Raw genomic sequence first — 12,894 nt, 5'->3', positions numbered from 1 at the left:
GTTTGCATCCAACCCGTAAGCGTGTTGGCAACTTGAAAAGTTGGTCCCCTTTTAGAAGCTATCGCCCAAGGCTGTTTTCAATGTCAGCCGCAATTTTTTTATATAATTCCAGTCCAGCCTGCGTGGTTTCAAGCTTGCGGTTACCAATACAGGCCACCGGGCGCACACCACGTAACGCATTGCTGACAAATACGCATTGCGCGGTATGTAACTGTTCAACCGTTAAAGGATCGTAACATATGTCAATCAAATGGCGCTGGGCCCAATCAATAATAAAAGACCGGCTTAACCCGGCGAATATTCCTGTGTCGTTGGCTGCGGTATGCAGCTTTCCGTTTTTAAGCGCAAAAATATTCCCGATTGTCGTTTCTCCGACATAACCATCCTGTGTCAAAACAAGGCAATCTTCGGCCCCATTATCGGCGGCTTCCTGGCGCGCGATAATATTATCAAGGTAATTCAGGCTTTTGATTTTCGCCGTTACCGACCACAGGTTTCTCCGCACCTTTTGTGAAACGGCAAGTGTCATGGGCCAACTTCCAATAGTCAGATCAAACGGTTTTGCCGTTATCAAAACCGCCCCGTCATGCACTTTTACCGGCAACAACCCCTGCCCACCCTGGCCACGCGACACGGTTAACCGAATAACAGCGTGGCGGCTTTCATACCCTTGACAAAGCCTTGCAATAATATCGGCGATAGCATTTTTTTGGGGCAAATCGGTGAAGCCACCACCAATAATTTCAATGCTCTGCAATATTCTGTTAAGGTGTTTATCCAGCCATGAAACCTTGCCTGAAGTTGCGCGCATGGTTTCAAAACCCCCGTCACCCAGCAGAAAACCCCGGTCGAAAACGGAAATTGTTGCGTCGTCATCAGGGTAAAATTTGCCATTTAGCCACAGCATGTTTCTGGCCCCTGTCTTGCTTCGTCACCCGATAAACCCTGCTTTGCAGGCATCTTTTTGAAACCTTCGGCAATGCTCAGAAAGTTGGCAAGCAAAGCATGCCCATGTTCGGTTAGCACGGATTCGGGGTGAAATTGCACACCATAAACAGGCAAGTCCGCGTGCGCCAATGCCATTAACTCGCCATCCGGGCTATGTGCTGTTGCTTTTAAAGCGGTGCCAGCATGGGGTAACTTGGCAATCAGCGAATGATAGCGCGTTACCCGAAACGGATTAGGTAAACCTCCAAAAACACCGGTGCCGTCGTGTTCAACAAGGCTGGTTTTGCCATGCAGGGGATGGTTTGCCCGCGCGACCTTGCCGCCAAAGGCCTGTGCTATAACCTGATGGCCCAGACATACCCCTAATATCGGAAAATCGGCGCTCAGCTTATGCACAATATCAAGGCAGTTTCCGGCCTGATCGGGCGCACAGGGACCAGGTGATAATATAATGGCGGTCGGGTTCAGGTCGCGAATGCCAGCACTGTCAATCGCATCATTGCGCATAACCTGCACCTCGCGGCCCAATTCACGGACATACCGGGCAAGATTGAAAACAAAAGAATCGTAATTATCGATCAGCAGAATCACAACCGATTTCCATTTTCTGTCTTCAGGCACAGGTCACCCCATGGCCAATAATCACGCATTTTCGGCAGATATCCCAAGGGCTGCCATCAGTTTTTCCGCTTTTGACAGGGTTTCGTCATATTCATGCGCCGGGATACTATCGGCCACAATGCCGCCCCCCACGTTAAACGCCATCCGGCCATTATGAACCGCCAAGGTGCGAATGGCGATGTTGGTGTCCATGACCCCGTCAAACCCGATAAAGCCAATTGCACCGCAATAGACAGACCGGCGCCGGTTTTCCAGTTCTGTGATAATTTCCATGGCGCGAATTTTTGGGGCACCGGTAATGGACCCGCCGGGGAAACAGGCAACCAGGGCATCAATCGCTGTTTTGGCGCCCTCAAGCGTTCCGGTGACGGTGGACACAAGATGATGCACATTGGCAAAGCTTTCCAGCTGGCAAATGTTGCTTGCATCCACCGTGTGCGGTTGACAAACCCGGGATAAATCATTGCGCAGCAGATCAACGATCATGACATTTTCGGCATGATCCTTTTCCGACAAAAGCAGATCCTGCGCAAATTTTGCGTCCTCTACCGGCGTTTTGCCGCGCGGGCGCGTTCCCTTGATCGGTTTGCTTTCAACCTGCCCGTCCGGACCTACCTTTAAAAATCGTTCGGGCGAATTTGACAGGATTGATACATCGCCAAAATCAAGAAAAGCACCAAACGGAGCCGGACTTAACGATGACAGCCTGCGATATAAACCAAACGGATCGCAAAGCTGGTCTTGCCCATATTGTGCAAAAAATGACTGCGATAAATTGGCCTGAAAAATATCACCGTCAAAAATGTAGTCCTTCACCCGTTGTACTGCATTTTCATATTGCGTCCGGGTGAAATTTGACTGCCACGGTGTTATGGCTGGCGGTTGCGGTGCTGCCGGTATTTCCAGATCGCGCGCGCCCGCCCCTCGCAAACAATCCCTGATCTGGCGAACCCGCTTACGGGAACTGCTTTGCCTGTCGGAATCTTGGGTGGCCGGAAAGCCATGCGAGATAATCCACATGCGGCGTTGGCTCAAATCAAATGAAACCACAACGTCATGGATCCCCACCATCATGTCGGGGATATCGAGCCAATCCTGCCCGGGTGTGGGCAGATGTTCGAGTTGCTGGCACAGGTCATATCCGAAATAGCCCACAGCCCCGCCCTGAAAGGGTGGCAAGGCCGGGTTATGCAGTAATTGATATTGATCCAAAACATCGGCCAGCACGGCAAAGGGTGCACCCGAAACAATGTTTCCATCGAGTGTCACCTGCCCGTCGCGTGCCGTCAGCTTATGGATTGATCCCGCAGCGATATAGGCAAATCCATCCCGGTTGCCCGAATCCAGCAAATGGCACGCATCAATTTTCGCCAGTGTTTTATAGGCGCTAACAGGGTCGACGAACGGATATTCTTCAACATGCATCAAACGGCAGCCTGTTTTGAAAACCCGCTTTCGGGACGATCAAAATCATATGCCCGCTCTACCTTGGCCACACGCAACGTATAGGATTGATACCATTTCTCGCGTCCGGCGTTCCGGGCAACAGTATGATCAAGATGTTGTTTCCATGCGCGAATTGCAGCTTCATCACGCCAGTATGACACCGTAATGCCCATACCTTCACCATCACGCATGGTTGAATCTTCGCCCAGATACCCGTCCTGGGCCGCGGCAAGCTGGCTCATCATGGCTGCGGTTTCACCATATGCCGCATCATCGCCTTCGGTGCGAATTGATGAAAAAATCACGGCGTAATAGGGCGGTTCAGGCAACCTGGAAAAGGGCATGATATATATCTCCAGCGCAAAATAAGTGAGCCTAATTTAGGCTATTCACGGATCAATACCAGCATCAAAAAGGGGATGCAGCTTTTGCCACATCCCCTGTTCGATCAGCGTTAACGTCGCACAACCTTACATGGCGGCAATGCGGTCAAAACCTTCCTGCAGCTTGGTCAGCGTATCACGGGCATCGGCCAGTTTGGCTTTTTCCGCTGCAACAATTTCTTCAGGGGCACGGCTGACAAATCGTTCATTTGACAGTTTGCCTTCCTGCGCCTTGATATATTTGCCGATCTTGTCGATTTCTTTTTCCAGTCGCGCCTTTTCAGCCGCAATGTCAATGAAATCGGCCACAGAAACAAATACCGGTACACCATCCACCACAGTCTGGATCGCACCCTTGGCAACAGATTCCACCCGGTCCGCCCCGATAAACTCGATTACGGCAACACGGGCCAACCGTTTTACCTGGGCTTCCTGTGCGGCAATCGCTGCTTTCATGGCATCGGTGGCATCGACCAGATAAATCGGCACTTCTGCCGACGGCGGTACATTCATTTCCGAACGCACACCGCGAATATTGCCAATCAGGCGCAAGGCCAGATCCATTTCGGCTTCGACGCCGGTATCGATCAAATCATCGGCCAGTGCGGGCCAGGCTTGCGCCATCAGCAATCCGGTGTGTTTCTCACTGGTTTGCGCCCACAATTCTTCGGTGATAAACGGCATCACCGGATGCAAGATCAGCAATATTTGATCAAAAACCCAGGCCGCCGTGGCACGTGTTTCGGCTTTGGCATCGGCGTCATCGCCCATGAATACAGGCTTTGCCAATTCCAGATACCAGTCACAGAAGGTGCCCCAAACAAACTGGTAGGCACCGGCCGCGGCATCATTGAAACGGTAGTTTTCAATCGAGCCGGAAACAGTTTTCGCCGCTTCGGCAACCTTGCCCACAATCCAGCGGTTCAGGGTTGTTTTAACCGATTTGGGATCAAAACCGTCTATGACATTGCATTCGTTCATTTCGCAGAAACGCGCAGCGTTCCAGATTTTGGTCGCGAAATTGCGATAGCCTTCAACCCGCGACGCCGCAAGTTTAATGTCGCGTCCCTGTGCGGCCAACGCGGTTAGCGTCATGCGCAGCGCATCACAGCCATATTCGGAAATAAGGTCCAGCGGGTCGATGACGTTGCCCTTGGACTTGGACATTTTCTGGCCGTTTTCATCACGCACCAGAGCATGGATATACACATCACGAAACGGTACCTGCCCGTCCATAAAATGCATGCCCATCATAATCATGCGGGCAACCCAGAAGAAAATAATGTCAAAGCCGGTAACCAGCACATCACCCGGATAATATTTTCCAAGTTCTGCCGTTTGTTCCGGCCAGCCCAGGGTCGAAAACGGCCACAAGGCGGATGAAAACCACGTATCAAGAACATCGGTTTCCTGATTAAGTTCAACATCCTTGCCATAGTGGGCTTTGGCTGCTGCAATGGCTTCTTCTTCTGTTTCTTCAACAAAGAAGGTGCCATCCGGACCAAACCACGCCGGGATGCGATGGCCCCACCACAATTGACGCGAAATACACCAGGGCTGGATGTTGCGCATCCATTCAAAATAGGTGTTTTCCCAGTTTTTCGGCACAAATCGGATGCGACCATCTTCAACTGCTTCGGACGCCGGTTTCGCCAATACCTCGGCGTTCACAAACCACTGATCGGTCAAATAGGGTTCGATCACAACATTTGAGCGGTCGCCATAGGGCACCATATGAACGGTGTCTTCGATCTTTTCCAACAGACCAAATTCATCCATCCGGGCAATGATCAGGTCGCGCACCTTAAACCGGTCAAGCCCGCGATATTCTTCGGGCGCGGTGTCGTTAATGCAGGCGTGATCATCAAGAATGTTGATTTTTTCAAGGTCGTGACGCTTGCCGACTTCAAAGTCGTTAAAATCATGCGCCGGGGTAATTTTAACCGCACCTGAACCCTTTTCCGGGTCGGCATATTCGTCGGCAACAATGCGGATACGACGGCCCACGATTGGCAAAATACAATATTTGCCAATCAGATCCTGATAGCGTTCATCATCGGGATGAACCGCAACGGCCGTATCGCCCAGCATGGTTTCCGGGCGCGTGGTGGCCACGGTAATAAATTCGCCTTCGCGGCCTTCAATCGGGTATTTGAAATGCCAGTAATGGCCTTTGACCTCTTTTTGCACCACTTCCAGGTCTGAAATTGCGGTCAGAAGTTTCGGGTCCCAATTGACCAGTCGCTTGTCGCGGTAAATCAGCCCTTGTTTGTGCAGGGTGACAAATACCTTGCGCACAGCAGACGACAGGCCTTCATCCATCGTAAAGCGTTCGCGCGGCCAATCGGGTGATGTGCCCAGACGGCGCAGCTGATTGGTAATGGTACCGCCCGATTCTTCTTTCCATTCCCAGACTTTTTCGACGAACTTTTCGCGGCCCAGATCGTGACGGGTCACATTTTGGGCGCCAAGCTGACGTTCCACCACCATCTGGGTCGCAATACCGGCATGGTCCGTGCCCGGCTGCCACAGGGTATCCTTGCCGGTCATGCGGTTATAACGCACCAGAATGTCCTGCAAGGTAAAGGTCAAAGCATGGCCCATATGCAGGCTGCCGGTCACGTTGGGCGGCGGCATCATAATGACATAGGGATTTTCTTTGCTTTCCGGATGGGCGGCAAAGGCTCCGGATTTTTCCCATTTTTCGTAGAGTTTGTTTTCCACGTCGGTCGGGTTGTAGGTTTTATCCAACATCGTCTTTCTGATCCGCTGCGGGTTTTATCGATAAAAGAAAAAAAAGCGGCGCACCGAAAGGCGCGCCGCTGATTGTTGCTAATCGGCTCGCCTAGAGGTCTTCGGCGCGGCTGACAATCCGCTCGATTTCCTTTTTCACAAGGCGTTCGATCATATAGGGCAAATTCTCGTCCAGCCACTCTTTCAGGATCGGGCGCAACATGTCGCGCACCAGATCTTCAAGCGTGGCGTGACCGGCATTGATCCCCAGCCCGATCGCACGCTTGCGCGCAACGGCCTGGGCCAGTTCGGTCATGCTGCCCGAAGCCGAAGATTCCGTCTGTCCTGAAATCAGGGCAGGTTCGTCATCATCTTCTTCTTCATAAAAAGCAGGCACAGGCTGACGTGGCTTTTCATAAACCGGTTCCGGCTCTGGTTCGGGTTCCGGTTCTTCTTCAACCTGCTCGTCAAAATCAAGCATGTCGTCAAGGTCCATGCCCGCAGGCTCGGGCTCAAGTTCCAGTTCTTCTTCATCGTCAAGATCAAGAAGTTCCGGTTCTTCGTCCTCAAGCTCCAGCTCTTCGGGCTCATCTTCCAGCACCAGTTCGTCAAAATCGTCTTCCGGCTCGTCAAAAACCTCTGGTTCAGGTTCAGGCACCGGGGCCGGGGCCGGCTTTGGTTTTGCCGGTTCCTTTTTGTCATCCTCACCTTCATCCGCAAGAATTTTGCGAATGGACTGAAGGATGTCCTCCATCGAAGGTTCCTGTTGCCCGTCACTCATTGGTTTTCTTCCGCGCTAAAAAATAATCACCGAACTGGTCCGGTCGATTATCCGACCCCTTCCCGTTCGGGGCCGGTGTTGGCACTTCCAGATCAATCAGATCCCCACAATTGATCCTTAACTTTATTATAGTTCTGTTCGACATCGTAAATATCAACCGGCAGCCCCAGAACCTGGGCATTCAATGCACCGATTGCGGCCTTCACCTGAAATTCCGCAACAGCGGCATCCCGGCGAGACTGCACCAGCGACACACGCGCCTGTAACAGTTCCTGTTCCTGGTCAAGAACGTCCAGAACCGTCCGCGAGCCAACCGATGCTTCCCGCTGAACGCCATCAAGGGCGACTTCAGCAGCAGAAACTTCAGCCTGCTGGCTTTCGATGCTGGCCCGTGCTGTTACCAGATTTTCCCAGGCACTGGTTGCACTTTCGATCACTTCACGACGGGTCTGGTCAACAATCATGCGCGCCTGACTAGCAGACTGTTTAGCCGCACGAATACTGGAATATTCAGCACCCTTTTGATAGATCGGCACCGTTACCTCGGCCAAAACTTCGGCCGTATCGGTAGTGGTATCCTCGGCGCTGGCTTCGCTGCTGCGCGAAACGCCTGCCGTCAGGCTAACGACCGGGTACAAAACGCCTTCGTTCAGCCGGATGTCATCATTGGCTGCATCTTCAGAATACTGCGCCTGCAACACATCAGGATGCTGCGCACTTGCTGTTTCAACAACCTGTTTGACACCGGTCGGAAGCCCGCCCAGCGGATCAGGAATTTTAAGATCAGCCGGTGCATTGCCAACCAGACGTTCGTAGACCGCACGCGTGTTGGCCAATGTACCCTGCGCTGCAATCAGGTCAGCCTTGGCACCAGCCAAACGGGCTTCACCCTGCGATACGTCAGTACGGGTTACTTCACCCACGGAAAAGCGGTCACGGGTGGCTTCAAGCTGACGTTCGAGAACACGAATGTTGTTCTGGTTCAGTTCCACAACAGCCGTATCACGCAAAACGTTGAAATATGCCGTGGCAACGTTCAGAAATACGTTCTGCTCGCTTGAGCGCAAAGCCGCACGCTGTGATTTGATTTGTGCGTCGGCACGTTCGGTCTGGGCTTCAGTTCGGCCACCACGATAAAGCGGCTGGCTGACATTCAATCCGACTTCATAAGGATTAAGCGTGGTATCGCGGGTTGTTGATGCCTGATTGGTATCAACGTCAAGCTTGCGAATACCGGCACTACCGTTCAGCTGAACAGTGGGACGCCAATTCGACAATGCCTGAGAAATTTGCTCGTCCGTTGCACGCAGTTGAGCCCGTCCAGCTTCGAGGGTCGGGTTGCTCTGATATGCTTTGGCTAACGCATCTTCGAGGGTTTCCGCAGACGCCCCGGCAGAAACAATTCCGGCGGTCGCCAGAATACTGCAGGTCAGCAAGAACCGTTTTATCATTTATACACCCTTGTCAAAGTCCTACACCAAGTCCCGACCCCAGCGCAGTTCCGATATGGTAACGTTGCTACTAAAAATGTCTAAAAAAAGAGCCCGTTGAAAGCAAAAAGTGCCCTCAGTCCCTTATATTAGCCGAATTAGTTCAATTCCATCATTCGTATCGTGCCATTTCTGGCGCGATATCGATAGCCCACAAATCAATACCACCGACGATATTAAAAACGTCTTGAACCCCGCGTGACATCAAAAACATGGCGGCGTGGCGACTTCGAACACCATGATGGCACAAAACTGCCACCGGTTTGCCGGTATCAATTTCATCGATCCGTTGCGCAATATCGCCAAGCGGAATATGGACAGCGCCATTAATGGCGCAAATTTCCACTTCCCAGGCTTCTCGCACGTCTATCACGGTTAACGGCGCAGATGTTTTTATCATCCGCGCGACGTCTTCACATGAAATTTCCCGAACCATGTCCAATTGAACCAGACCTTGCAACAGCGATTAACACAACGATGCGTTCCAATATCGTACCCCCGACATCAGATCCGCAATTATTGTTTAAATCAAAATACAAAACTTTCTATTGGTTCGAAACCTGGCAAATAAGGAACATAGGCATCAAACAGATCACGGTGCCCGATGACACCATGTTCGCGCTCATACAGACGCGCAATGCCAACCTTGCCTTCTTCGCGCACCACTGCGAGCAACCGGCCGCCTTCGGCAAGCTGGGCCAGAATGGCCTGGGGAACTTCGGCAACTGCGCCATCAAACATAATAATATTATAAGGTGACTGTTTTGCGTAACCGGTCACGGCATCACCTTCAACAACGATGACGTTGTCGTAATTGTTTTGCTGCATAATTTTTTCGGCGGCCTGCGCAATGACCGGGTCACTTTCAACAGCAACAACCGTTTCTGCTACTCGCGAAACAAGGGCACTGGCGTAACCATACCCTGCCCCGACAATCAGTGCGACGTCGGTTTGGGCGATTTCGCCGATTTGCATCAAACGGGCAATGACCATCGGTTCGATGGCATAACGACCATTACCAATGGCAATGTCTTCATCCGTATAGGCGATGCCACGCTTGCTTTCCGGTAAAAACAGTTCGCGCGGGACTTCTTCCATCGCCGCGATGACCAAAGGATCGGTGACCTTGTTGGCACGAACCTGATTTTCCACCATGTTGTGGCGCGCGATTTGATAATCCATCATGTCTGACCTGAAATTCCCGCAAGAAATGCACTATAAACCCCCGCGACGAATAAAGCCCGGGAGCCAGATGAGGTGTCCTGTTTATAATCAGCCTGCGTGCCCCTGACAACATTGGAAATCAGCACATCCGTTACTGAATGTATTTATTGGCATGTTTTTCGCCAAATTACACCCTTAGCCACCCGGGATAATCACTTAACGCGATATTTTCACAGCCAGCCCCCAAATGCAGGCAATGCGGCCTGTGCCCACAAAAACACACCCTCCCCACAAAAAAACCTGCCCTGAGCGCATCACAGCCAAATCAGATTACCAACGGGCTATCGTCCCGAGATCGCCGTTGGTAATTGGTGCCAATTTAAGTATGATCTTATGGTTGAACGACAAACGGGATGCATTAATTGTGCCCGTTAAATATTGGGGACCATTGGCAGACGCAATTTCAACCATCCAGAGAACTTGCTATTTATAATACCAATGGATAGCATCAATAACACAATTGATTTTATCTCTACATACAAAGATATATCAAACTTTTCCGCGTTGTATCTGCGTATTAGCAACAACTGCATAAATTGCGTAACGCCAGCAACACCAGAGGGGACCATGCGGGACACGGGGCCGGTTACAAACCGCGAAATCGAAATGGAAGACAACAGTATTCTTGTCTCCCGGACCGATATCGGTGGCAAAATTGATTTTGCCAATAGAGAATTCATCAAGATCAGTGGTTTTGAAGAAAGCGAACTGATTGGATCTGCACATAATATTGTCCGCCATCGCGACATGCCCAAAGAGGCCTTTGCCGACTTGTGGAAAACCATAAAGGCGGGCCGCCCATGGCAGGGGCTGGTGAAAAACAGACGCAAAAATGGCGACCATTACTGGGTGCGGGCCAACGTTACCCCCGTCATCGAGGAAGGCAAAATTGCCGGCTTCATCTCGATCCGCACCAAGCCAACCGCCAAGGAAAAACGCGAAGCCGAACAAACCTATGCCGATATGCGCAATGGTACGGCGTCCGGTCATAGGCTGGACGATGGACAAATAATCAAAACCGGTTTTGGTGCTTCGGTACGAAATTTCGTTTCGGGGATTCGCGGCAGCCTGACCCTGGCTTTTGGTTCAATGATTATTTTGATGGTCGTCATTGGTGGCTTTGGCATTTGGGCGGAGCAAAACACCGAAAATCATCTGGTCAACGTTTATGAAAAACGGGTCAAGCCGCTTAATCTTTTGAAAGAAGTGTCGGATGACTATGCCGTTTTTATCGTTGATGCCGCGCATAAGGTGAATAATGGCAACTTTGACTGGGACGCCGGGCTTTCGGGCATTACGACAGCGCAAAAGCGAATCCACGCCAATATTGCCAACTACCCGACCGAAGATTTAAACTCGCGAGAACAAAAAATTCTCGAACAAATTCGCGCGATGATGACGTCGGCAGACGCGTTGAGTGCCAATCTTGAATCCGCATTTCGCGCCAAAGACAAAGCAAAGCTGAAAACAATCGTTGAACAGCAGCTTTATCAAACCATTGATCCACTAACATCGGCGCTGGGCGAGCTTGCCCATATGCAAACAGAGCTGACGGAAGAACGGGTTGGTGCCGCGGAAGCCAATTTTTATACAGCAATTACCGTAAACCTGATCATTATCGCTGCGGCAATCGGCCTGACACTTCTTTACGGGGCTTTGATGATTCGCAAATTGCGCATGCCTTTGCTGCGCATGGAAGATCATTTCGAGGCCATTGCCCATAACGACCTGTCCCACGACATCGAATTACCAACAGTGCCGGATTTCAAACCCGCAACCCAGCAATTGCGCGCGCTGCATGCCAAGCTGGCCTATGCCGCACTGGAGCGTCAGCAAAACGAGGAAAAGGCCGCCGCCTTGCGCGTCAATGCGCTGCAAAACCTCGCTGAAACGGTCGAGCGTGAATTGCAGATTGTTGTTGAAGCGATCATTGATCAAACAGCGCGGCTTAATTCATCGGCCAGCGATATGGCGTCGTCTTCGCAGCGGGTTTCAACCAATTCTGAAAGCGTTGCAGCGGCCGCCCACGAAGCCCTTGCCAATGCCGAAACCGTATCTGGCGCATCTGAAGAACTTGCCGCCTCCATTCGCGAAATCTCGCGCCAGATCGAAGAAGCAACCGCGATCACAACCGAAGCCAACGCATCAGGTGTTGAGGCCGAACGGACTGTTTTGTCTCTAAAAGACAGTGTTGACCGGATTGGCGAGGTTGCCGAACTGATTGCCGATATCGCCGCCCAGACCAACCTTTTAGCCCTGAATGCAACGATTGAAGCCGCCCGTGCCGGCGATGCCGGCAAAGGTTTTGCCGTGGTTGCCCAGGAAGTTAAAAACCTCGCCAATCAGACCGCCCGCTCGACCGAGGAAATCACACGGCAAATTGGCGATATCCAGCAGGTTACCGGCTCGGTCGTGTCAACCGTGCAACATATGAGCGAAAACATCCGCCGTATTGACCAGGTGGCATCAAATGTTGCCACATCCGTGCATCAGCAAGACAGCGCCACCCAGGAAATTGCCCGTAACGTGATTGAAACGGCAACGGCCTCGAACGAGGTAACAGAAAAAATCTCCGATGTGGCCCAGGAAGCCGACAGCAACCTGGAACGTGCCGAAAACATGAACAAAATCGCATCCGAGGTCGATTCCAGCATTGCCGAACTGCGGGCCACCCTGGTGCGGATTGTTCGAACTGCAACGCCGGAAGTTAACCGTCGCCGTGATCCCCGGTTTGCAATTGAAACCAAAATCCAGATCACGGTAAACGGCGAAACGATAAGTGGCAAAACCCTTGATTTGTCGCTAGGCGGCTGCAAAGTGAAACTGCAAAAAGGCATTTCTCGTGGCGCGCGTGGTACCATTCGCGTTGATGGCCCGAACATCACATTGTCATTCGAGGCCGAAAACAGCGGCGGTGATATTGCCAACCTGAATTTCGGTCCCTCGGCGGATCGCGAAAAAATCCTGCGCCCATGGTTACAGCGCCAACCCCAGTTCCGGGGATAACCGCCGTTCCGGCATACCCTCTATCCCCGCCGCCAGCATCAAACTGGCGGCGGGCCTGTATTTGAAGCATATTTCAAGCCATTGTATGAAAAATGTAAAATTGGGTGCTTGACGGCCTGCATTCCTAGGGGCTATACACCGCCCTGCCGACGCGCTGGCGCGATGGCGGAGTGGTTACGCAGAGGACTGCAAATCCTTGCACGCCGGTTCGATTCCGGCTCGCGCCTCCACTAATCCGGCATAGCTCAGTTGGTAGAGCAAA

The 12,894-nt window shown here is 51.8% G+C and carries 10 protein-coding genes and 1 tRNA gene; 2 read left to right on the top strand and 9 right to left on the bottom strand.

What is annotated here, in order from left to right; all coding sequences use genetic code 11:
• Positions 1-58 precede the first annotated feature (58 nt).
• The 9 genes from TMES_RS12230 to TMES_RS12190 all read right to left on the bottom strand — a co-directional run bounded on the left by TMES_RS12230 (position 59) and on the right by TMES_RS12190 (position 9,587).
• Positions 59-907 (bottom strand): aminotransferase class IV, encoded by an 849-nt coding sequence (locus tag TMES_RS12230; RefSeq protein ID WP_085582925.1) that lies wholly within the window; start codon positions 905-907, stop codon positions 59-61.
• Positions 895-1,539, bottom strand: coding sequence for an anthranilate synthase component II (locus tag TMES_RS12225; protein ID WP_085582923.1), 645 nt, complete (start codon positions 1,537-1,539; stop codon positions 895-897). The genes TMES_RS12230 and TMES_RS12225 overlap by 13 nt, the downstream gene beginning before the upstream one ends.
• 51 nt (positions 1,540-1,590) lie before the next feature.
• Positions 1,591-2,994 (bottom strand): aminodeoxychorismate synthase component I, encoded by a 1,404-nt coding sequence (gene pabB, locus TMES_RS12220; RefSeq protein ID WP_085582921.1) that lies wholly within the window; start codon positions 2,992-2,994, stop codon positions 1,591-1,593.
• A complete protein-coding gene (locus TMES_RS12215; RefSeq protein WP_085582919.1) occupies positions 2,994-3,359 on the bottom strand; it encodes an antibiotic biosynthesis monooxygenase family protein in 366 nt (121 codons plus the stop codon). The genes pabB and TMES_RS12215 overlap by 1 nt, the downstream gene beginning before the upstream one ends.
• A 126-nt stretch (positions 3,360-3,485) precedes the next feature.
• Positions 3,486-6,152, bottom strand: a complete 2,667-nt coding sequence (locus tag TMES_RS12210) for a valine--tRNA ligase (protein WP_085582917.1) — start codon at positions 6,150-6,152, stop codon at positions 3,486-3,488.
• A 91-nt stretch (positions 6,153-6,243) separates the two neighbouring features.
• On the bottom strand, positions 6,244-6,885 hold the full coding sequence (locus TMES_RS12205) for a DUF2497 domain-containing protein (protein WP_085582915.1): 642 nt from the start codon (positions 6,883-6,885) through the stop codon (positions 6,244-6,246).
• 119 nt (positions 6,886-7,004) lie between these two features.
• Complete coding sequence (locus TMES_RS12200; RefSeq protein WP_085582913.1) at positions 7,005-8,363, bottom strand: TolC family outer membrane protein; 1,359 nt, start codon at positions 8,361-8,363, stop codon at positions 7,005-7,007.
• Between the two features lie 151 nt (positions 8,364-8,514).
• Positions 8,515-8,838 carry a rhodanese-like domain-containing protein gene (locus tag TMES_RS12195; RefSeq protein WP_085582911.1) on the bottom strand — a complete coding sequence of 108 codons (324 nt, stop codon included), beginning with the start codon at positions 8,836-8,838 and terminating at the stop codon, positions 8,515-8,517.
• A 92-nt stretch (positions 8,839-8,930) separates the two neighbouring features.
• Positions 8,931-9,587, bottom strand: a complete 657-nt coding sequence (locus tag TMES_RS12190; RefSeq protein ID WP_245835381.1) for a protein-L-isoaspartate O-methyltransferase family protein — start codon at positions 9,585-9,587, stop codon at positions 8,931-8,933.
• 606 nt (positions 9,588-10,193) lie between these two features.
• Here TMES_RS12190 and TMES_RS12185 point away from each other — a divergent pair.
• Both TMES_RS12185 and TMES_RS12180 read left to right on the top strand, forming a co-directional pair.
• Complete coding sequence (locus TMES_RS12185) at positions 10,194-12,632, top strand: methyl-accepting chemotaxis protein (protein ID WP_158091232.1); 2,439 nt, start codon at positions 10,194-10,196, stop codon at positions 12,630-12,632.
• Positions 12,633-12,788: 156 nt separating this feature from the next.
• Positions 12,789-12,862, top strand: a tRNA-Cys gene (locus tag TMES_RS12180).
• Positions 12,863-12,894 lie beyond the last annotated feature (32 nt).

This window comes from Thalassospira mesophila, assembly GCF_002115755.1.
Lineage (GTDB): Bacteria > Pseudomonadota > Alphaproteobacteria > Rhodospirillales > Thalassospiraceae > Thalassospira > Thalassospira mesophila.
Note: the sequence above shows the minus strand (reverse complement) of the source record. Positions and strands in the feature narration are given on the sequence as shown.